This is a genomic window from Actinosynnema sp. NPDC020468 (assembly GCF_040642015.1).
GTDB lineage: Bacteria > Actinomycetota > Actinomycetes > Mycobacteriales > Pseudonocardiaceae > Actinosynnema.
Genome location: NZ_JBFAEO010000017.1, coordinates 72,901 through 94,332 on the forward strand (window position 1 = coordinate 72,901; position 21,432 = coordinate 94,332).

The 21,432-nt window shown below is 73.5% G+C and carries 17 protein-coding genes; 10 read left to right on the forward strand and 7 right to left on the reverse strand.

Annotated features, from left to right (window positions below):
* Positions 1-463 precede the first annotated feature (463 nt).
* The 6 genes from AB0G50_RS14770 to AB0G50_RS14795 are packed head-to-tail and all read left to right on the forward strand — an operon-like array spanning position 464 to position 8,984.
* Positions 464-1,456 (forward strand): TauD/TfdA family dioxygenase, encoded by a 993-nt coding sequence (locus AB0G50_RS14770; RefSeq protein WP_360107435.1) that lies wholly within the window; start codon positions 464-466, stop codon positions 1,454-1,456.
* Between the two features lie 19 nt (positions 1,457-1,475).
* Complete coding sequence (gene aroA / locus AB0G50_RS14775; protein ID WP_360107438.1) at positions 1,476-4,391, forward strand: 3-phosphoshikimate 1-carboxyvinyltransferase; 2,916 nt, start codon at positions 1,476-1,478, stop codon at positions 4,389-4,391.
* Between the two features lie 6 nt (positions 4,392-4,397).
* Entirely contained in the window at positions 4,398-5,579 is a 1,182-nt protein-coding gene (locus tag AB0G50_RS14780) for an acyl-CoA dehydrogenase family protein (protein ID WP_360107441.1), read from the forward strand.
* Positions 5,576-6,388, forward strand: coding sequence for an SDR family oxidoreductase (locus tag AB0G50_RS14785; protein ID WP_360107444.1), 813 nt, complete (start codon positions 5,576-5,578; stop codon positions 6,386-6,388). Before AB0G50_RS14780 ends, AB0G50_RS14785 begins: the two co-directional genes overlap by 4 nt.
* Positions 6,389-6,405: 17 nt before the next feature.
* Positions 6,406-8,367, forward strand: coding sequence for an FAD-dependent oxidoreductase (locus AB0G50_RS14790; protein WP_360107447.1), 1,962 nt, complete (start codon positions 6,406-6,408; stop codon positions 8,365-8,367).
* A complete protein-coding gene (locus AB0G50_RS14795; RefSeq protein ID WP_360107450.1) occupies positions 8,364-8,984 on the forward strand; it encodes an SMI1/KNR4 family protein in 621 nt (206 codons plus the stop codon). The genes AB0G50_RS14790 and AB0G50_RS14795 overlap by 4 nt, the downstream gene beginning before the upstream one ends.
* A 37-nt stretch (positions 8,985-9,021) precedes the next feature.
* On the opposite strand, the gene AB0G50_RS14800 is transcribed toward AB0G50_RS14795, so the two are convergent.
* A complete protein-coding gene (locus AB0G50_RS14800) occupies positions 9,022-9,372 on the reverse strand; it encodes a hypothetical protein (protein ID WP_360107453.1) in 351 nt (116 codons plus the stop codon).
* Between the two features lie 193 nt (positions 9,373-9,565).
* On the opposite strand from AB0G50_RS14800, the gene AB0G50_RS14805 reads away from it, so the two are divergent.
* Positions 9,566-10,387, forward strand: a complete 822-nt coding sequence (locus AB0G50_RS14805; RefSeq protein WP_360107456.1) for an ATP cone domain-containing protein — start codon at positions 9,566-9,568, stop codon at positions 10,385-10,387.
* Here the strand turns inward: AB0G50_RS14805 and AB0G50_RS14810 are convergent.
* Positions 10,330-11,166: a site-specific integrase gene (locus AB0G50_RS14810; RefSeq protein WP_360107459.1), complete on the reverse strand. Its 837-nt coding sequence runs from the start codon at positions 11,164-11,166 to the stop codon at positions 10,330-10,332. The genes AB0G50_RS14805 and AB0G50_RS14810 overlap by 58 nt on opposite strands.
* A gap of 209 nt (positions 11,167-11,375) precedes the next feature.
* Here AB0G50_RS14810 and AB0G50_RS14815 point away from each other — a divergent pair, with 209 nt between their 5' ends.
* Positions 11,376-12,029 carry a hypothetical protein gene (locus tag AB0G50_RS14815; protein ID WP_360107462.1) on the forward strand — a complete coding sequence of 218 codons (654 nt, stop codon included), beginning with the start codon at positions 11,376-11,378 and terminating at the stop codon, positions 12,027-12,029.
* A 38-nt stretch (positions 12,030-12,067) separates the two neighbouring features.
* Here the strand turns inward: AB0G50_RS14815 and AB0G50_RS14820 are convergent, their stop codons facing one another.
* Entirely contained in the window at positions 12,068-12,337 is a 270-nt protein-coding gene (locus AB0G50_RS14820) for a hypothetical protein (RefSeq protein WP_360107465.1), read from the reverse strand.
* Between the two features lie 357 nt (positions 12,338-12,694).
* Between AB0G50_RS14820 and AB0G50_RS14825 the strand changes: the two genes are divergently transcribed.
* The gene (locus AB0G50_RS14825; protein WP_360107468.1) at positions 12,695-13,093 is read left to right on the forward strand and encodes a hypothetical protein; all 399 of its coding nucleotides are present in this window, start codon (positions 12,695-12,697) and stop codon (positions 13,091-13,093) included.
* Positions 13,094-13,183: 90 nt separating this feature from the next.
* Here the strand turns inward: AB0G50_RS14825 and AB0G50_RS14830 are convergent, their stop codons facing one another.
* On the reverse strand, positions 13,184-14,395 hold the full coding sequence (locus AB0G50_RS14830; protein ID WP_360107471.1) for a beta-ketoacyl-[acyl-carrier-protein] synthase family protein: 1,212 nt from the start codon (positions 14,393-14,395) through the stop codon (positions 13,184-13,186).
* A 25-nt stretch (positions 14,396-14,420) separates the two neighbouring features.
* Positions 14,421-17,135, reverse strand: a complete 2,715-nt coding sequence (locus tag AB0G50_RS14835) for a LuxR C-terminal-related transcriptional regulator (RefSeq protein WP_360107474.1) — start codon at positions 17,133-17,135, stop codon at positions 14,421-14,423.
* Between the two features lie 429 nt (positions 17,136-17,564).
* Between AB0G50_RS14835 and AB0G50_RS14840 the strand changes: the two genes are divergently transcribed.
* The gene (locus tag AB0G50_RS14840; protein WP_360107477.1) at positions 17,565-18,560 is read left to right on the forward strand and encodes a TauD/TfdA family dioxygenase; all 996 of its coding nucleotides are present in this window, start codon (positions 17,565-17,567) and stop codon (positions 18,558-18,560) included.
* A gap of 1,106 nt (positions 18,561-19,666) precedes the next feature.
* Here AB0G50_RS14840 and AB0G50_RS14845 read toward each other — a convergent pair.
* Both AB0G50_RS14845 and AB0G50_RS14850 read right to left on the reverse strand, forming a co-directional pair.
* Positions 19,667-20,434, reverse strand: coding sequence for a thioesterase domain-containing protein (locus AB0G50_RS14845; protein ID WP_360107480.1), 768 nt, complete (start codon positions 20,432-20,434; stop codon positions 19,667-19,669).
* Positions 20,431-21,078: a LuxR C-terminal-related transcriptional regulator gene (locus AB0G50_RS14850; protein ID WP_360107483.1), complete on the reverse strand. Its 648-nt coding sequence runs from the start codon at positions 21,076-21,078 to the stop codon at positions 20,431-20,433. Before AB0G50_RS14850 ends, AB0G50_RS14845 begins: the two co-directional genes overlap by 4 nt.
* Between the last annotated feature and the right edge of the window lie 354 nt (positions 21,079-21,432).

Genomic DNA, 21,432 nt, shown 5'->3' on the forward strand with positions numbered 1-21,432 from the left:
CCACCGCGGTCGTCCTCCTCGATCGATCTCCGGCCCGCACCCCGTGGGGGTGCGACGCGCCGCGCCGACCCGACGGCGGCCCGATCACGATCGCGTCCCGGCCCGCGGACCCACATCACCCAAGTTGGCATCCACGGCCGGGAAGCCCTTAGCAACCACCGGCCGCCCGAGCCGGCAACCGCGAACCCGCCACCGCCCGCAACGCGAACCCGGAGAACCCGGAGAACCCGACCCGGCGGCACTCGGCGACAACCTCCCAACCGTCGCGGGCGACCACCGCGCACCGGCTCCGAAACCCGACCGCCGCGAGGGGCGAACCCCGGGCGACCTGCGGTCGGCCCACGACCACCGGACACCCGGCGTCTAGGTGATTTCCGGGTCGACCTGACCGCATGGGTGATGTGGCGCGTGGTTCGTCCTGGGGAGGCTGGCCGCAGACCCGGTCGTGAAAGGACGAAGCCACATGACGCCCCCGCCCGACATCCCGAGGTCGGTGATCGAGCCGACCACCGTGGTCCTCACCGAAGACGACCGGCACGTGGTGCGCGCGCTCGCCGAGGCGCTCTCGGGCGACCCGGGCGCGCTGATCGACACGCCGGAGTGGGTGGCCGCCGCGCGCGACCTGTCCTGCACCCTCCCCCTCCACCTCCGCGAGGCGATCCGGCGGTTCCAGCGCGATCCCGGCGAGGAGGGCGTGCTGGTGGTCAGCGGTCTCCCCGTCGACGCCGACCGGTTGCCGCCGACGCCGTCGGAGTCCGGCTCCGTGGAACGGCACCCCACGACGTCCACCGCCTCGATCGCGCTGACCGCCCTGCAACTGGGCGACATCACCGCGTTCCGCCAGGAGAAGGGCGGCGCGCTGGTGCAGAACATCGTGCCGGTGCCCGGCCGCGAGGACTTCCAGGGCAACGAGGGCTCCGCGCCGCTCAAGATGCACATCGAGAACGGCTTCCACCCGCACCGACCCGACTACGTCTCCCTGCTGTGCCTGCGCAACGACCACGAGGACGTGGCCGCCCTGCGCACCGCCAGCATCCGCCGGGCGCTGCCGCTGGTGTCCGACCGCAGCCGGGAGGTGTTGGCGCAGCAGCGCTTCATCACCCACCCGCCGCGCTCGTTCGGCGACTCGGCCGGACCGGCCGAGCCCGCGTCCGTCCTCTCCGGACACCCGGACGACCCCGACGTCCAGGTGGACTTCGCCTGCACCGAGCCGCTGGACGAGGAGGCGAAGCAGGCGCTGGCCGAGCTCGACCACGCGTTCGACCGGTCCGCGCGCACGTTCACCCTGCGCACGGGCGATCTCGCGATCGTCGACAACCGGATCACCCTGCACGGCCGGACCGCGTTCCGCGCGCGCTACGACGGGCGGGACCGCTGGCTGCACCGCGTGTCCGTGCACGTCGACTCCCGCCGCACCCGGCCCGTTCGCTCCCTGGACGGCGACGTCCTCGGCTGATCCCTGACGGGAGTCACCAATGCACCTGCACGTTCGGCGCGGCGCCGGGCCGTTGACCGGCCGGATCGCCGTACCGCCCTCGAAGTACCACGCCCACCGGGCACTCGTGCTCGCCTCGCTCGCCGAGGGAGAGAGCCGGATCCGCGGCGTCAGCGACGCCCGCCACGTCGGATACACCCGGGGCCTGCTGCACGGCCTCGGCACCGACCTGACCGAGGACGCCACCGGCTACACCGTGCGCGGCGGCCGGTACCGGCCCGTCCGCGACACCGTCACCGCCGGCAGTTCCGGCACCACGCTGTACTTCATGCTCGGCCTGGCCGCGCTCGCCGACCGACCCGTCACGATCACCGGCCAGAAGTACTTCCAGCGCAGGCCGATCGGCCCGCTGCTGACCGCGTTGCGCGACCTGGGCATCCGGGCCGACGGCGACCGGCTGCCGGTGCTCGTCTCCCCCGGCCGACCGCGCGGCGGAACGGTGACCGTGCCGGGAACCCTGTCCCAGTGGGTGTCCGGGCTGCTGCTGGCCGCGCCGTTCGCCACCGGTCCGACGGTGGTCGAGGTGTCGGGCGAGCTGAACGAGCGCCCGTACGTCGAGCTGACCGTGTCGATGATGCGCCGCTTCGGCCTGCGGGTCGCGGTGTCGCCGGACTGGCGGCGGTTCGAGGTCGAGCCGGACCAGACCGCGACGCCCGCCGAGCTGGTGCTGCCGCCCGACCTGGGCTCGGCCGCGTTCGCCGTGGTGGCCGCCGCGATCCGGCCGGCCGACGTGCTGCTGGACGGCATCACGCACCTGGAGGGCGACGCGTCCGACCACCCCGAGTGGGCGTTCCTGCGGATCGTGCGGGACATGGGCGTGCCGCTGGAGCAGGTCGACGGCGGCGTGCGCATCCGGCACGACGGCGCGCGGCTGAACGGGACCACTGTGGACTGTCGCGAGGTGCCGGACATGCTTCCGGTGCTGAGCACCCTGGCGTGCTTCGCCGAGGGCGACACGGTGTTCGAGCACGTGGATCACGTGCGGCTCAAGGAGTCCGACCGGGTCGCGGCGATGGTCCAGCTCAACCGGATGGGCGGTGACGTGCGGATCGACGGCGACCGGCTGGTGGTGCGCGGCGCGCGTCGGCTGAGCGGCGCGGCGCTGTCGTCCTTCAACGACCACCGGGTGCTGATGTCGTTGGCGGTGGCGGGTTCCGCGGCCACCGGCGACACCAGGTTGAGCTACCCCAACGCCTACCGGATCTCCTACCCCGGTTTCCTGCGCGACCTCACCGGGTTGGGCGTGCCGATCGCGGTCCGCGACGGCAGCCACCGGCCGCCGGCCGAGTCGCTGCCCGCCCGGGTGCGCCGCTGGGCCGTCGAACGCCCGGACGAGGTCGCGCTGGTCGACGTGGCGCCGGACCGGACCACCGAGGTCACCTGGCGCGAGCTGGACGAACGGGTGGACCGCACCGCGACCGCGATGCTGCGCCTGGGTGTGCGGCCCGGCGAGCCGGTCGCCTTCCAGCTGCCCAACCGCGCGGAGTTCGTGGAGCTGGCGCTCGCGGTGCTGCGGATCGGCGCGGTGTGCTGCCCGCTCATGCCGATCTTCCGCAACCGCGAGATCGAGTTCATGCTGCGCCGCGCCGGCGCGCGGGTTCTCGTGACGGTGGAGCGGTTCCGGGACCGGGCGCACGCCGCGGAGATCTCGGAGTGGTTGACCGAGCCGGAGTCGACCGGCGCCCTGGAGCACGTGGTGGTGATCGGCGGTCGGCCGCAGGTGCCCGCCGACGCGGGCGGAACCCGTTGGCACGACTGGGAAGTGCTGCGCGCGACCACCGTCGACCGGGCGGCGCTCGACGCACTGGACCCGGCGGCGGGCACGACCGCGCAGCTGCTGTTCACCTCGGGCACCACCGGTGAGCCCAAGGGCGTGCGGCACCGGCACGGCACGCTGGACCGCGCGGTCGCCGCGCAGGCGGCCAGGCTCGGGCTCACCGACGCCGACACGGTGTACGTGCCGTCACCGCTCGCCCACCAAACCGGTTTCCTGTACGGGATGTGGCTCGCGATCCGGCTCGGCGCGACGACGATCGTGCAGGCGGTGTGGGACCCGAAGGCGGGTCTGCGGGCGTTGCGCGACCACGGCGGCACGTTCGTCCAGGCCGCCACGCCGTTCCTGGCCGACCTGACCGCGGCGGTGGAGCACGGCGAGACCGCGCCGCCGACGCTGCGGGTGTTCGTGGCGACCGGCGCCGCCGTGCCGCGGGCGTTGGCGCAGCGGGCGACGCGGCGGCTGGAGGTCGCGGTGTGCGGCGCGTTCGGCACCACCGAGACGTGCCTGGGCTCGCTGTCCGGCCCGGACGACGGCGGCGACGCGGTGTGGGGTTCGGACGGCCGGGCCATGGACGGCACGCTGCTGCGCGTCACCGACGACGCGGGAACCGTGCTGCCGCACGGGGTCGAGGGCAACTTCGAGCTGAAGTCCGACACCTGCTTCGAGGGTTACCACGAGCGGCCGGACCTGACCGAGCAGGCCTACACCGCCGACGGCTGGTACCGGACCGGTGACCTCGCGGTCATCGACGAGGCCGGGTACGTGCGGATCACCGGCCGGGTGCGGGACGTGATCAACCGCGGCGGCGAGAAGGTGCCCGTCGCGGAGATCGAGGAGTTGCTGTACCGGCACCCGTCGGTGCTCGACGTCGCCCTGGTCGGGATGCCGGACGAACGCCTCGGCGAACGCGGGTGCGCGTTCGTGGTGCTCGCGCCGGACGCCCACTTCGACCTGGACGCCGCCCGCAAGCACCTCGACCAGCACGCCGTGTCGAAGTACTACTGGCCCGAACGCGTCGAGGTCGTGCCGCGCCTGCCGCGCAACCCCAGCGGCAAGGTGCAGAAGTTCGTTCTCCGGGAGCGGGCGAAGTCGCTGCGCCCGCCACTAGTCGAGGAGTGAAAACGCGTGACACTCACGTCCGCCGCGCCCGTGCGCGGGCTTGACCCGATCGAGTTCGACCGGTTGCGCGCCGAGGTCGCCGAGTTCGTCTCCGGTGAGGGCGAGCGCTGGGCGGACCGCATCGAGGCCACCGGCGAGGTGCCCGAACAGCTGTGGACCGAGTTGCGGGACCGGGGTTTCCTCGCGCTCGCCGCGCCGGTCTCCCACGGCGGCCGCGGCCTGTCGTTCCCGCAGTGGATGGACCTGATGGAGCTGTTCTCCCGGTCGCACGGCTCGCTGCGGATGATCGTGCACGTGGTCAACGGGACCTGGCGCGCCATGGACGCGTTCGCGACCGAGGAGCAGCGGCGGCGGTTCGTGCTGCCGTCGATCGCGGGCGCGCTGAAGGTCGCGTTCACGCTGACCGAGCCGGCCGCGGGCTCCGGCGCGGACATCAGGTCCACCGTGACCCGGGACGGCGACCACTACCTGCTGACCGGCACCAAGCACATGATCACGTTCGGCGTGCGGTGCGACTACTGGCTGGTGACGGCCCGGCTCGCGGGCAGCAGCGGCCACGAGGGCACGGTGGCGCTGATGGTGCCGCGCGACGCCGAGGGCGTCACGGTCGAGGACACCTCGGACACCCTCGGCGTCACCGGCACCGACCACGCGCGGCTCACGTTCGACCGCGCGCCGGTGCCGGTGGCCAACCGGCTCGGCGAGGAGGGGCAGGGCCTGGCCGTCGCGCTGGGCGGTTTCCTGACCCCGTCCCGGATTTCGGTCGCGATGAGCTGCGTGGGCCTGGCCGTGCGCGCCCAGGAGCTGGCGCTGGACTACGCGCGCGGCCGGACCACGTTCGGCAAGCCGCTGACCTCGCGGCAGGCCATCGGGTTCATGCTGGCCGAGAACGAGGCGGAGATCGAGGCGGCCCGGCAGCTGGTCAAGCACGCCGCGCGGCAGTGGGAGGACGGCGACCCCGCCGCGCCCAAGCTGTCCTCGATGGCCAAGCTGATCGCGGTCGACATGCTGGGTCGGGTCACCGATCGGGCGCTCCAGGTGCACGGCGGTTCGGGGTACTGGAAGTCCAGCCCGATCGAGCGGGTGTACCGGGACGCGCGGGCGCAGCGGTTCGAGGAGGGCACGAACGAGGCCCAGAAGTCGATCGTGCTGCGGGAGCTGCTGGGTCGCGCGGAGGGCGTCCGATGAGCGAGCGGGTCGTCCTGATCACCGGCGCGTCGCGCGGCATCGGCCGGGAGCTGGCGCTCACCCTCGCCGAGCCCGGCACCGCGATCGTGGTGAACTACAAGAAGAACGCGGACCTGGCCGAGAAGACCGTGGTGGAGGTCGAGGCACGCGGCGGGCGCGCGTTGGCGGTGCAGGCCGACGTGGAGTCCGAGGACGGCGTGGCCTCGCTGTTCGACGCGGTGCACGCGGAGTTCGGCCGGCTCGACCACTTCGTGTCCAACGCGGCGGCCAGCGCGTTCAAGAACATCATGGACCTGGAGAGGCACCACCTCGACCGGTCCTACGCGATGAACCTGCGGCCGTTCGTGCTGGGCGCGCAGCACGCGGTGCGGCTGATGGACTCCGGCGGCCGGATCGTCGCGCTGTCCAGCTACGGCAGCACCCGCGCGTACCCGACCTACGCGACGCTCGGCGCGATGAAGGCCGCGATCGAGGCGTGGGTCCGGTACATGGCGGTGGAGTTCGCGCCGTACGGGATCAACGTGAACGCGGTCAACGGCGGCCTGATCGCGTCGGACTCGCTGGAGTACTTCTACGCGGTGCCCGGCATGGCCGACATCGACACGGTGCTGGACCGGATCCCCAAGGCCCGGGCCGGCACTGCCGCCGAGGTGGCCCGGTGCGTGGCGTTCCTGCTGGCGCCGGACTCGGAGTACGTGACGGGGCAGACGCTGGTGGTCGACGGCGGGCTGAGCGTGGTCGCGCCGCCGTTCTTCGCCGACACGCACCCGCCGCTGCACCTGCCGCCGCGTCCGGTCCGCCGGGACTGATCACCTTGTGGGACAGCGTGTTCCGGCCTGGTTCCATCGGCTCCCTGGTGCTGCCCAACCGGATCGTCATGGGCGCGATGCACCTGAACCTGGAGTGCCGCGACGACGGCGCCGCCGCGGCCGCGTTCTACGCCGAGCGGGCCCGCGGCGAGGTCGGGTTGATCATCACCGGCGGCTGCGCGGTGAACTACCGCGGTGGCGCGGGCTTCCTGGCGCTGGACGACCCGCGCCGGCACCCCGCGCTCGCCGCGTGGGCGTCGGCGGTGCACGCGGCGGGCGGCCGGATCGCGCTGCAACTGTTCCACGCGGGCCGGTACACGAGTCGGCCCGTGGCGCCCTCGGCGGTGCCCAGCAGGTTGTACGGCGGCGAGGAACCCGAGGTGCTGACCGACGAGCAGGTCAAGGGCACGGTCGCGGACTTCGCGGCGGGCGCGGTGCTGGCGCGGGACCTGGGTTTCGACGCGGTCGAGGTGATGGGCTCGGAGGGGTACCTGGTCAACCAGTTCCGCTCGCCGGTGACCAACCTGCGCGCGGACCGGTGGGGCGAGCCGTCGAGGTTCCCGCTGGAGGTGGTGCGCGCGATCCGCGCCGCCGCGCCGGGTTTCCCGCTGCTGTTCCGGATGTCGGCGGCCGACCTGGTGCCGGGCTCGACGTCGGTGGCGGAGAACGTGGCGTTCGCGGTGGAGTTGGCGCGCGCGGGCGTGGACGCGATCGACCTCGGCGTGGGCTGGCACGAGTCCCGGGTGCCGACCGTGCAGGCGATCGTGCCGCACGGCGCGTGGGTCGGGCACGCGGCGGCGGTGAAGCGCGCGCTGGTCGCGGAAGGCCTTGGCACGCCGGTGATCGCGGCCAACCGGATCAACCGGATCGGGCAGGCGGCCGAGGTGTTGACCGCGGGCGCGGCCGACTTCGTGTCGATGGCCCGACCGCTGCTCGCCGACCCGCTGATCGTCGCGAAGGCCCGGACGTCCGCGCCGGTCAACGTGTGCGTGGCGTGCAACGAGGCGTGCGTCGACCGGTCGCTGGGCTCGGAACCGGTGTCCTGCATGGTGAACCCGCGCGCCGGCCGGGAGTGGGAGCTCCCGGTCGTGCGGACCCGGCGACCCGGCCGGTACGCGGTGGTCGGCGCCGGCCCGGCGGGGTTGGAGGCCGCCCGGGTGCTGGCCGAACTCGGTCACGAGGTCGAGGTGTTCGAGGCCGACGCCGAGCCGGGCGGCCAGTTCCGGTGGGCGAGACTCGTGCCGGGCAAGGAGGACTTCGGCGCGACCGTCGACTACCTGACCGCCGAACTGCGCCGGTTCGGCGTGCCGGTGCACTTGTCGTGCCCCGTCACCGAGGCCGGTCCGCTGGTCGGGTTCACCGGCGTGGTGCTGGCGACCGGGGTGCGGCCGCGGCGGGTCGACCTGCCCGGCGCTGACCTGCCGCACGTGGTCGACTACCGCGCCGCGTTCACCCGTCCCGACCTGCTGGGCGACGCGGTGGCGGTGATCGGCGGCGGTGGCATCGCGGTCGACCTGGCGCACCTGTTGAGCCACACGCCGGCCGACCCGGTGCCCGCGTTCCTGGCCGAGCACGGGTTGGCGCCCGGACCGCCGCCGCCACCCGCTCCCCGCCGGATCACGGTGCTGCGCCGGTCAGGCCGGATCGGCGCGGGCATGGGCCGCAGCACGAGGTGGGCCGTGGTGGACGCGCTGCGCCGCCGGGGCGTCGACCTGGTGACCGGGGTGGCGTACCGGTTCGTGGCGCGCGACGGCGTGCACGTCGTGGACGCGGACGGCGCGGACCGGGTGGTGCCGGCGGACTCCGTGGTGGTGGCCGCCGGGCAGGAACCCGAGGCGGCGCTGGTGCCGCTGCTGGTCGACGCCGGCGTGCCGCACGTGGTGATCGGCGGCGCGGCCGACGCGCGCGGGCTCAACGCGGTGCGCGCGTTCACCCAGGCCCTCGAGTCGGCCCGCGCTTTGGCAGACTCGAGGGGGTGAGCGCACCGGTCGAGGAGTCCTGGGACCGCATCGAGAAGTGGTTGCACGCCACAGCCCCGGCCGCCGCCGAGCGGCTGTCGCCACCCGCCTCCGCCGCGGCCGTCGGCGCCGCCGAGACCACCGTGGGCCTGCCGTTCCCGCCGGACCTGGTGGCGTCGCTGCGCCGGCACGACGGCGTGACGCCGTACGGCCGCGACCGGTTCCTCCTGCCGCCGCACTGGATCCTGGTGTCGCTGGAGTACTGCGTGGAGACGTGGCGGCGCTACACCGACGAGCTGAACCACCGGCAGGCGACCGAGATCGAGAGCATGGACGGCGAGGACGAGGACGCCTGGTCCGAGCCGGAGGAGGACGAGGACGCGTTCTGGGGCTGGTCACCCGGCTGGTTCCCGATCGCGGCCGACGGCACCGGCTGCCACCTGCTGGTGGAACTGCGCCCCGGGCCGCGGTACGGGGCGGTGGGCTCGCTGGTCCCGGACACCGGCCCGAGTTTCGAGGGCTTCGGCACCTGGTCGTCGGTCGCCGCCCTGCTCGCCGACACCGCCGCCGCCCTGGCCGGTGACAGTCCTCAGTGGACGGTGGAGTTCACCGAGCACGGACCGGGCTGGGCCTGGTGACGGCGCGGGGCCCCGGACCGGGACCCCGCGCTCCCGGTCAGCAGTGGGGCACGGAGGTCTGGTTCTCGACGAGGGACGAGTGGAGGTACCCGGTGCCGACCGGCGTGGCCGACCGGAACCAGCGGTTGGAGGCGTAGTCCGAGCTGGGCGGGTAGACCCACTGGTTGTCGATCCAGCACTGCATGGTCACGCCGGTGTTGTTCCCCAGGTAGCCGAGCGAGCCGCAGGTGGTGCTCGGGCAGGTCCGGACGTTGGCCCCGCCGGAGTTCGAGCCGATGTAGCTGCCCGCGGCGTTCGCGGGGGCGACCGCGGCGAGCAGCAGCCCGCCGGCCGCGGCGGAGGCGATCAGCAGTCGTCTGACGGTGGCGTGTCGCGTGGAACCGGTCATGGGCCGTCCTGTTCGTCGTGGGGTCGGGTGGCGGTTCGGCCGCCCTGTCACCCATCGTGATTGCTCTGAGTGGTTCTCCCCTTCCAAGATGTGGCCCCTTTGGCGGCGTGCGCGCTACGCCGGTCGGTTGGACTACCGGTGGGACGCCGCGCCGGGATGGTCGCCCCCGGTGGCCATATCTAGTGTCGGGACCATGGACTGCCCCTTCTGCGGCCACGACGCGACCAAGGTGCTCGACACCCGGCTGTGCCGGGGCGACCGCGTGCGCAAGCGGCGGTGCGCGGGGTGCGGTGGCCGCTTCTCCACCGCCGAGCGGATCACCGTCGAGTACCTGAAGGTGCGCAAGCGGGACGGCCGGGTCGAGCCGTTCTCCCGGGCCAAGCTGCGCGCCGGCGTGCGGCAGGCCGCGCTGGGCACCGGGTTGACGGTGGACGACGTGGACCGGGTCGTGGCCCGGGTGCTCGAGATCCTCCAGCCCGAGGCGCCGGACATCCCGGTGCCGGGCAAGGAGATCGGGGACCTGGTGCTCGACCAGCTGCGCGGTGGCGGCCCGGAGTCCGACGTGGCGCTGGCCCGGTACGCGATGGTGTTCCTCGGCGGCACGAAGTACTCGCGCGGGTTCCGCGGTCTGGAGGACCTGCTGGAGTGGCTGGAGCAGACCTACGGCCCGCCGCGCGTCGACGTGTCGGGCTCCACGCCCCGCGCGGTCGTCAAGCGCGACGGCCGGGTGGAACCGTTCCACGTCGGGAAGGTCACCGCCGGGGTCGTGCGCGCGGCGAAGGGCCGGGGCTCGGCGTCGGTGGTCGACAAGCTCGCGTGGGTCGCGACCAGGCGCGTGGTGGACGAGCTGCGCGGTCAGGCGCTGGTGACCAGCCAGCAGGTGGCGGCGGAGGTGCTCCGGGTGTTGCGGGACCAGGACGCGGTGGCCTACCTGCGGTACGCCGCGGCGGTGAAGCGCTACCGGTCCGTCGGCGACCTCTGGATGGACGCCCTGGCGTTGCGCGACGCGCGCTGAGGCAGGCGTGACGGCCCGACCGGGGATCGGATGCCCGCCTGACGCGCGACCCTGGCCAGCAACCGGTTGAGGTCGAACCGGTCGACCGCCCGCCCCTCCCGGTCGACCACCAGGGGCCCGGTCTCCCGGCCGGCCAGGTAGGCGCGCACGGCCGCCGCGGCCTCCTCCCCCACCTCCACCGTCTCGGGGATGCCGCGGTGGGTGGCCACCAGCACGGCGGGCGGTCCCGGGCGCAGGTCGCCGACCACCGCGCGGCAGACCTGGGCGACCGGGATCCCGGCGAACAGCAGCGCGAGCACGGCGCGGTCGCGGGCGTCCCGCGCCGAGTCGAGCATCCGACGCCGTTGCCGCGCGGTCAGCCTCGGGGTGACCGGCGGGCGTGCCCTCGGCCGCGGCCGACGCCGGTGGATCCCGTGCAGGGGCGAGGTTTCCGACTCGCCCAGCTCGACCAGGTGCGCGTAGAAGCGCCTGAGCGCGGTGACGCGGCGGGCGACCGTGTTCGGACTGTAGCCGGCCACCCGGAGCGCCTCCAGGTAGCGCTCGACGTCCGCGGTGGTCGGGGCGAGCACGTCGACCTCCTCGTGGAGGCACCACCACAGCAGGTCCTCCAGGTCGCCCCAGTAGGCCATGAGCGTCGCCGTGGCCGCGTCCGCCTCGGCCAGGTCGAACATCAACGACTCGCGCAGCCTCGCGAACCGCTCGTGGCGGACCTCGACCGCGCCCCGGAACGGCAGGCCGTGCTCCGGGAAGTGGTCACTGCCGCCCGTGGTCTCCGCCATGTGCGCGACGCTAGCACCCTGCGCGCTATCATGCTTATGCTTTCTTGCCTCCCACCTGCGCTTTTACTGTTCTCCTCGCGGCCGGAGACGGCCTGCGGACTCGACGGGACCGAGCCGGTCGGCCCGTCGCACCCACGGGGCGAGGTGTGATCGACATGGCCCGAAGTGGCCGGATCGACAGGGTCGGAGAGGCACCGGGGACCGCGGAGGTGCAGTACTTCCCGACGGTGCGCTACCTCGACGAGGCGGGTCTGCGGTACTGCCGGCGGCGGGGGTTGCCCGTGCCGCACGTCGACTACCACCGCGTCGTGGTCGACCCGGTGCGGGGGCTGCGGATCGCGGCGGCCTACCTGGAGGCGCCGTGGTACGACGAGGCGGCGCTCGGCGCCTACCGCGCGTTCCGCGAGGAAACCCTGCGGCAGTTCGACTTCCTGACCTCGTCGCCCCTCCTGGGCGGCTTGGCCGTCGCGGTCGAGCCGGTGCCGCTCGACCCGTACCCGGACGCCGCGGCGATGGCGCGGGACCTGCGGGACAACCGGCGGCTGCGGGTCTACGAGAGCGCGGCGTCGGACAACCCGCACCCGGTGCTCGACCACGACGAGAACACCATGTTCCGGGCCGTGCACGACGCGTTCGCGCACGCGTCGATCGGCCGCGGGTTCGACCACCACGGCGAGGAGGCGGCGTGGTTGAAGCACAGCTTCATGTACTCCGCGACCGCCCGGCGCGCGCTCACGACGGAAACCCGAGGCCAGAACAGCGCGATGGTGTTCGGCTACACCGGCCGGCGGTTCGCCGAGCAGAAGGCCGTGCTGCTGCCCGAGCCTTTCTCCGACCCCGCCGGGGTCACCCTGACCGCCTGACCCCCGGGTGGCCTATTTTGTCCATAATGGACGGTCCATTATGGATTGTCGAGGCGCACCCGCAGGGTGGTGAGGCGGCGGCCGAGGATGCCGCCCGGGCCGTGCCGCAGTTCCCCGACCGGGTCGAGCACTCGCCGGCACACGTCCAGGGCGTCCTCGAGGTGGTGCGGCGGCACGCCCAGCAGGTCGAGCGGCGCGGCCGGCGGGTAGCGGGCGGTGAAGTCGGCCGCGAGGTCGCCACCGCGTTCGGCGAGTCGTGCGAACAGGTCACGGGCGATCGCGCGCACCCGGCCCGCGCTCTCCCGCACCCGACCCGGGGCGGGCAGTCACGCGGCGCGGCACGGACGGGATCGGGTTCGGGATCGGCAAGCCCCCTGCTCGTCGGTGCGAACCACGATGACCGACCTGCCGCCCGCGCGAGTCTCCCACCGCGCCGACCCGCCGGACGCGTAATTCGGCGGGCCGGAACGCGCATTCCCGACGACCACCGGCCCCTTTCTGCGGCGACAATTGGAATACCTCGACCGTTCGAGTGAAGTCGACGGAACACCTCTGTCGCACCCCGACCGAAGCGCCGCATACTATTTCCGCCGAGGGGGTTGGTGGTACGAGGGGAATCGCGTCCGGCCCGTTCGGCGCAGACCGTCGATTCCAGGGGGAACACCATGGTCAAGCGCATCGCGTCCGTCCTGGGCGCACTCGCACTCGTCGCGTCGGCAGCGCTGCTCGCGACGCCCGCCGCACAGGCCGAGCCGTCGTCCGCGGCGCTCCCGGCCTGCTACGACCACGCGCACAACTACTCCAAGCCCTCCGGTGAGCAGTACTACCCGGCCACCGGCTACCTCACCACCACCTCCTACTGCGGTGACATCAACATCCGCCCGACCAGCACGCGCCACGTCGCGGTGTGCTTCAAGCCCAGCTCCGGCGCCGAGTACTGCAACTCGTACAAGTCGGCGTCGGGCGGGCAGTGGACGGTCGTGGCGAGCGACGTGAAGGACGGCACCAGGTTCTACTTCGCGTTCAGCGAATCGGTGGCGTCCGGCGGCAGCTGGGCCGCTTGATTCCGGGCCGGCCGGGAATGCGATTCGGCATTCCCGGCCGGCGCGCCCGAATTCGAATTCGGGGAAATGGGGAATCGACCGGTGCCGTGCTCAGTCCTCGTACTCGCGCAGCACCACGGCCGCGTTCGCGCCGCCGAAACCGAGCGCGTTGACCAGGACGGTGCGCGGCCGGGCCGGGCGGGCGGTGTTCGGGACGCAGTCGATCGGGCAGTCCGGGTCCAGCACGCCGTGGTTGACCGTCGGCGGCAGGAAGCCGTGCTCCATGGCCAGGATCGCCGCGACGCACGAGTGCGCGGCGGCCGCGCCCATGGTGTGGCCGATCATGGACTTGATGCCGGACACCGGCGGGATCGGGGTGTCGCCGAAGACCTCGGCGAACGCGGCGCACTCCATGGGGTCGTTCGCCTTCGTTCCGGTGCCGTGCGCGAACACCAGGTCCACTTCGGACGGTGCCACGCCCGCGTTCTCCAGGGCGCCGCGCAGGCACGCGGTCACCATGTCCCGCAACGGCCGGGTCGGGTGGAACGCGTCGCAGGTCAGGTTGTAGTCCAGCACCTCGGCCAGCACCCGCGCGCCGCGCGCCCGTGCCGACTCCAGCGATTCCAGCACCAGGACCGCCGCGCCCTCGCCGAACACCACGCCGCTGCGGTCGGCGTCGAACGGCCGGCACGCCTCGGGCGAGATCGCGCCCAGCCGGTACATGTTGGCGAACACCTTGCGGTTGGGCGTGTCACCGCCGCCGCACAGCGCCACCTCCACGTCGCCGGAGCGGATCGCGTCGACCGCGTTGCCGATGGCGTAGTTGCCCGCCGCGCACACGTCGGGCAGCGCGATCGGCTCCACGTCGGTCAACCCGAACTCCTTCGCGACCGCGACGGGCACCCGACCGAGCCGGAACCTGCTCGCGCGCACCACGTCCAGGTCGGCGAGTCCTTTGCGGACCTCGTCGGCGGTGAGCTCGTCCACGTCGCGCGCGTCGCCGTCGGTGGTGCCGATCGCGACCAGGGAACGCTTGGCGCGCAACGAACTCGGCGCGTAGCCGGAGTCCTCGACGGCCATCCGGGCCGCCGCCACGGTCATCTGGGTGGTCAGGCCGTGCTCGGTCCGGTCCTCGTCGTAGACGAAGTCGCGCACCTCGTGCATCCGCGCGTGGGCGAAACCCTCGGTGTCGAAGAACGTCACGTCGCCGACGCCGCACCGGCCCGCGCGCAACCCGGCGAGGTAGCCGTCCCGGCCGTTGCCGATGCTGGAGATCACCCCGATCCCGGTGACGACGACGCGGGTCCGGTCCGTTGCTGGCATTGGGTTTCCCCCTGGTTCGTGGCGGTCAGGCCAGTTGGTGGCGCAGGCCGGTCAGCTCGACCCGCGAGTTCACGCCGAGCTTGCGGAACACCCGGCCGAGGTGGGCGTGGACGGTGTGCGGCGACACGAACATCCGGGCCGCGACCTGCCGGTTGGTGAGCCCCTCGGTGACCAGGTGCGCGACCTCGCGCTCCGTCGTGGTCAGGCTGTCCCAGCCGGAGGCGGGCCGTTCGGCGTGGATCCAGTGCCGGCGCCGCACCCCGACCTCGCGCAGGCGCTTGCGCACCCTGGCCTGGTCGCCGGTCGCGCCCGCGTCCCGGTACTCCCGCATCGCGGTGTCCAGCGCGGCCACCACGTCCGCCGTGTCGACGCCGCGGGACTGGGACACCACCGCCAGGTCCTCGGCCGCGGACCCGCGCGACCACGGGTCGCCGTGCGCGGACACCGCGCGGCGCAACGGGATCGGGTCGCGGTCGAACAAGCCCCGGGCGTGCGCGGCGGCGGCGGCCAACGTCGGGAACTCCACGTTGGCGGCGGCCAACTCCTCCGCCGCGGCGACCGCGAAACCGGCCAACCCCCGGTCGCCGCCGTCGATCGCCACCCGGGCCAACCACGCCGCGGCGGCCGGGTCGAGCAGGAACAGCGAACGGGTGTCGAGCAGTCCGGCGTACCGGTTCTTCACCGTGGCGAGCGCGAGCGTCGGATCGGTGCGCTCGACCTCCACCCGCACGTCGACCCACGCGAGCCGGGCCGCGTCCTCGGGCGTGCGCGCGTTGGTCGAGGAGTCCAGCCGCTCGCGGACCCGGACCAGGTCGCCGCGCCGCAGCGCGTCGGTCGCGAGGACGTTGTGCGCCAAGGAGTCCATCCAGGAGACCCCGAGGTCGGCGGAGAGCCGCAGGCCCGCGTTCGCGTGGGCGATCGCGTCGGCCGTGTCGCCCGCGCGCAACCGGACCCAGGCCTTGACCACGTGCACCGGGACGTCGTGCACGAGCCCGCCGGTGCGGGCGATGTCGGCCTCGGCGGCGGCCAGCGCGGCGGTGGCCCGGTCGAGGTCGCCGATGTCGGCGAACCGGGCGGCGAACACCAGGGCCGGGTGCGGCGCGGGCAGGTCCGTCCACAGTGGAGTGATGTGGCCGAGCAGCTCGGGACCGGCGGCCAGGTCGCCGTCGTCCCACCGGTCCTGCGCCAGCACGAGCCCGGCGGTCGCCACCGCGACGTCCGAGCCCGGTGCGTCCGGACGTCGTCCCTCCAGCACGCCCTCGGCGAGCGCGCGGACGTCCTGCCCACCGGCGCGCAGCGCGACCAGCTTGGTGGCCCGGGCGACCCGGCGCGTCGCGGGCGCCACGTCGCCCGCCACCAGCACCTGCTCGGCCTGCGCGGCGGCGGCCGCGTGCCGTCCGCCGAGCACGTGCGTGACCGCCAGCACGGACCGCAGGCCGGCCTCGACCGCCGTGGGCAGGCCGGTGGCGAGCCGGTCGCCGACCAGGTCCGCGACCTCGCCCAGCCGGCCGAGGCGGAGCAACCCGGTGGCCAGCACCGCGGTGAGCGCGTGGTGCTCGGCGCCGCCCGGCACGGCCAACTCCTGGGCCTTGCGGGCGATGTCGACCGCGACACCGGGAGTCGGGTCGAGCGCGGCGGTCGCGGCGGACACCAGCGCGGTGACCGCCTCCGCGTCGCCCGGCAGCGCGCCGCGCAGCAGGTGGTCGGTGACGACGACGGCGGAAGTGTTGCGGCGCAACAGGAGCAAGCCCACCTGGCGGTGCAGCGCGGCCGCCGCCGACGGCGCCACCAGCACCCGCAACGCCTGCCACACCAGGGGGTGGCGGAAGGTCAGGGTGTCGCCGCGGTCGCCGTCGACGAGGCCCGCGCGCAGCGCGTGGCGCAGTGAGCGCAGCACGTCGGCGGGGCTGCGGCCGAGCACGTCGGCGACGTCGGCCACCCGGAACGAGGTGCCCAGCACGGCCGCCACCTCCAGCACCGCGACGGTGTCCTGGGTGCAGCCGTCCAGCCTGGCGCGCACGGTTTTGCGCAGTCGGTCCGGCAGCGCGTCGGTCGCCTGGACGACGTGACCGGCGCGCCGGGTGACCGCGTTCTCCTCGCGCAAACCGTGGAGCAGCGCGGAGAGCAGCGCGGGGTTGCCGTTCGCACCGGCCACGAGGGCGGTCAGCTCGTCGTCCGGCGGTGCGTCGAAGAAGTCTGTGACGTAGCGGGTCACGCGGTCGGATCCCCAGGCGCGCAAGCGGATCCGGGTCGCGCCCGAGTGCTCGAGGCGGTCGAACAGGCGGCCGACGGCGGTGGCCTCGCCGACGCCGTCGCAGCACGCGAGCAGCCACACCGCGGAACCGCTGCCCGCGAACGACTGGAGCGCGGCGAGGGTCATGGGGTCGGCCCACTGGAGGTCGTCCAGCGCGATGAGCAGCGGTCCGGCGGCGGCCAGGGCGGTGACGCGGTCGCGCAGGGTCGCGGCCAGCCGCATGGGGTTGCCGTCCCACACCGGTTCGCCCAGCGCCTCGGCCAGTGGCGCGAGCGCGGTCAGGTGGGTCAGCTCGTTCGCGCCCGCGGTGCGGGTGGCGATGCCGGCGTCGCGGGCGGACCGCACGGCGTCGGCGAGGAGTTCGGTGCGGCCGATGCCCGGCTCGCCCTCGACCAGCACGACCGCGCCCCGGCCGTCCCGGCGTGCCGCGGTGAGCACGGCGGCCAACCGCCGTTCGGCGTCGGTGTGGCTGTCGACGTTGTGCAAATCCGCCTCCCTGCCCGTTTTCGGAGTGTCTCCCGGAGGGGCACCTGTTGTGAAACATAGTCACGTCCACCGCGCGAAGGCGTTGTCCGGACGGGGAAGCGGGAAATTCTGGGTGATACACCAGAACCGGCCGGTAAGGTTCACGACCCGGCTGCCGGGTTGCCCGTCGAATCGCTTTCGGTTCGGGCGTCCCGACCGCCCGGGTCAGGTCCGATTGCCGTGCCGGAGCCGTTTTTCGGGCCGCTTCCGGTCGTTCTTCCCGGTGTTGTGCGCACATCGCCCACTTCGCCATCGGATGACGGGTTGCGCGGGTGTGCGCCGTTCCGGGGGATTTGCCGATTCGGGGTCGACCACATGGGTGATGTGGGCCGCCCGGCCGGGCACGACGCTGGCCCCCAATCGTCCCGACTCCGCCACGGAGGCGCACCAGTGACTTCACACGTCGACCTCACCCGGTCCCCGGCGCACGAGGACGCCGGCGTCCTGGCCCTGGACCCGACCGACCGGGAGGCGATCCGGTCGCTGGGGCTGGAACTGACCGCCGACCCGGACGCCCGGATCGACACCCCCGAGTGGATCGCGCTGGCCCGGTCGCTGTCGTGCCGGCTGCCCGCCCGGGTCCGCGAGTCCCTGCGCCGGTTCCGCCGCGACCCCGGGTCGGCGGGCGCGTTGCTGGTGCGCGGGTTGCCGGTGGACGACGTGCTGCCGGCCACCCCGTCCGACCCCGGCTCGGTCGAACGCCTGCCGTCGGCTTCGGCGGCGGCGCAGGTGCTGGTCAGCTTGCAGCTGGGCGAGGTGACGTCGTTCCGGCCGGAGAAAAGCGGCGCGCTGGTGCAGAACGTCGTGCCGGTGCCGGGGCAGGAGGACTTCCAGGGCAACGCGGGGTCGACGGCGCTGAAGATGCACGTGGAGAACGCGTTCCACGACCACCGGCCGGACTACGTGACGTTGCTGTGCCTGCGCAACGACCACGACGACCGGGCCGGCCTGCGCACCGCGAGCATCCGCCTGGCCCTGCCGCTGCTGCCGACGTCGGTGCGCGCGGTGTTGTTCGAGCCCCGGTTCGTGACCAACCCGCCGCCGTCGTTCGGCGCCACGACCTCGCCCGCCACCCCGACCCCGATCCTGACCGGCCACCCGGACGACCCGGACATCCGGGTCGACTTCCACGCCACCGACCCGCTGGACGTGACGGCCGCCGACGCGCTGACCGAACTGAGCCACGCCCTGGACGCCACCTCCACCACCCACGTCCTGCGCACCGGCGACCTGGCCCTGGTGGACAACCGCATCACCCTCCACGGCCGCACCGCCTTCCGCCCCCGCTACGACGGCAACGACCGCTGGCTGCGCCGCACTTTCGTCCACCTGGACCTCCGCCGCAGCCGCCCCACCCGCCCGGCCGACGGCCACGTCCTGAACTGACCCAACCCGACCCGCCCCGATCGTCCCCTTGTCCTCACCAAGAATCGTTCAACAATCCCCAGATTGAACCTCTCAACACCCGCCAAGCCCGGCACCAACCGCCGAACCCCGACCGGGCTTGGCACACCCATCCCGCGAATCGATGGCGCCCGCTGCGGGGAGAGTGAACGGTGGCCGCGAACAGGCCGAGACGGTGAGCGCTGTGCACCGGGCAAGCGGCACGGGCGCCTGGGATGACGGGCACCGAGTGCCGGGGTGACGCGCGCCGGGGAGCCGGGTGCTCGGGTGCCGGGGTGACGGTGCAGCGATGACGGGCGCCGGGATGCCGGGTGCCGGGGTACCGGTGCCGGGATGACGGGCGCCCGGGGCACTTGGGTGCCGGGCGTGGGGACGCTGGGAGTCGGGTGACCGTGTCGAGTGACCGGTGTCGGGAGTGACAGGCACCGGATGCGAGGCGCGGCGCGTCAGGCCTGGACTGCCGAGCCCGAGCTGCACGGGTGTGGGGCACCGCGTGCCGGACGCGAGGCGCGAGGCGCGCCGAGCCCCAGGCGCTGGAGCGGACTGCGGGGCACCGGGCACAGGGCCGAACCCCAGATGCAGGACACGCGGCGCCGGACACCGGTCGCGGGACACCGGGTTCCAGCCGCCGGGTGCCGGATGCGAAGTGTCGATCGGCGTGTGTGAGTGGTCGGGCACTGGATGCCGGGCGCGGAGGCGCGAGGTGCCCGGCACTGGATGCGGGCGGCGGGTACCGGGCGCGGAGTGTCAGACCTCGGGCGCCGGATTCGAGGCGCGAGGCGCCAGGCATGGGATGCGGGCCACCGGTCGCCAAGTCGCGGGTCGCCGGGCGCCGGAAGCCGGGTGCCTGATGCGGAGTGCTGGTCGGCGGGTGCGAGTGTCGGGCACTGGATGTGCGGCTGCGGGCGGGGCGCGGGGTGTGCCGCGGGAACCGCTGCGGGCAGGCGTTTTCGCAGCGTGCGTTGCCACAGTCACAGCGGCTGCGGTTGCGGCTGGGGCGACTCCGTGGCGCGATTCTTCTGCGGGCGTGGCTGGTGGTTGTGGTTGTTGAGGTGTGGGGTGAGGGGATTGTTGAACGATTCTGTGGTTCAACTTGGGGTGGATGGGTGGATGGAGTCGGCAGGCAGGTCGGCGGTCAGGGTTGAGTTGATCATGGTGGCGATCGCGGCGAGGTGGTCGGGGACGAAGAAGTGGCCGCCCTCGTAGGTGTGGTGGGTGAAGGGGGCGGTGGTGAGTTCCTGCCACGCCTCCACGTCGCTCGGCGTGGTCTTCGGGTCGGTGGTCCCGGTCAGGGCGGTGATCGGGCAGGTCAGGGGTGGGCCCGGGAGGTAGCGGTAGGTTTCCACCGCCTGGTAGTCCGCGCGCAGCGCCGGCAGGGCGGCACGCAGCAGGGGCAGCGCGGCCGGGGTGGTGGTTCGGGGGGCGCCCAGGGTCATCGCCTCCGCCAGCAGGTCGGCGTCGGTCGGCTCGTGGGACCACTCGCGGCGGTTGCGGGTTGGGGAGCGGCGGGCGGACGTGAACAGGTGGATCGGAGCCGACGCGCCCTCGCGGACCAGGGTGCGGGCGGTTTCGAAGGCGATCGTCGCGCCCATGCTGTGGCCGAAGAACGCGTACGGCGGGTGGGGCAACGCGTGAGCCACCCGCTCGGCCAGCGCCACCAGGTCGGGAACGGGAGGTTCGGCGCGGCGGTCGTGCCGGCCCGGGTACCGCACCGCCACCACCGACACCGCGGGCGCCAAGGCGGCCGACAGCGACCGGTACCAGTTGGCCGCGCCGCCCGCGTGCGGGAAGCACACCAGCACCGGGGCGTCGACCGCGGCGCGGTGGAACACCCTCAGCCACGCGGAGGCCGTCACTTCAGGAAGGCCTCGTCCACCCGCGGCGGCCACGCGTCGGCGTTCAGCACGCCGATGGCGTAGGCCCGCGACACCAGCGCGGCCCGGTTGCCCGCCTTCAACTTCCGCAACATCGTCGCCACGTGGTACTCCACGCCCTGCCTGCTCAGGTAGAGGATGCTCGCGATCTTGACCGTCGACATCCCCACCGCGACGTTCTCCAGGATCCGCGCGTCCAACTCGGTCAGCAGCGGCCGGCGTTCGCGGGAACCGTCGTCGCCGCCCCGGGTGTCCCAGTCGACGCTCACCACGATGGCCGACGCCACCGCGACCGGTCCCTGCACCGCCACCGCCGTCAACGTGCCCGAGGCGCCACCGCCGTCGGGCACCTCCCGCCCCACCTGCTCCACCAGCCGCTCCCGCCGCCCGTCGGCCAACTGGGCGAACCGGTGTCTCAGTCTGCTCCCGCCGTCGTGCCGCACCAGGTCCAGCAGGTTGCGCCCCACCACGTCGCGCGGCCCGTTCAACTCGCGGACGAACTGCCGGTTCGCCTCCTGGACGTCCAGCACCGTGTCGACGATGGCCATGCACGTGCCGGACCTCTCGAACAACGAGCGGAACGCGTCGGCGTGGGTGCCGACCCGCGGCCGCGCGGGGAACTCCACCCGGTGGGACGGTGCGGGAAGAATCGCTCGGGTCACTGCGTCATCAGTCCTCTCCGAAATCGACACCGAATCCGCTGCGCGCCGCCGGTCGAAGACCAGGCCGGGGCTCATCACGAGGGATTTTTCGAAGCGGTGACAGGACCGACGATATGAACCGACGGAGCCGAGGGTCAACCGAACACCGGAGGTGCGGGCTAATCCTGTGGTGCGGGGGGTTCGGTGGTTCGGGGTCCGCAGTGGTGGTGCGGTCGCGCCGTGCCGCTTCGTGACGCGGATTGCGAACAACGGGCGACGGTTCACCCGGTTGACGCGCGGGCACCCTGACGCAACGCCACCACGGGTCGGGGCCGCACC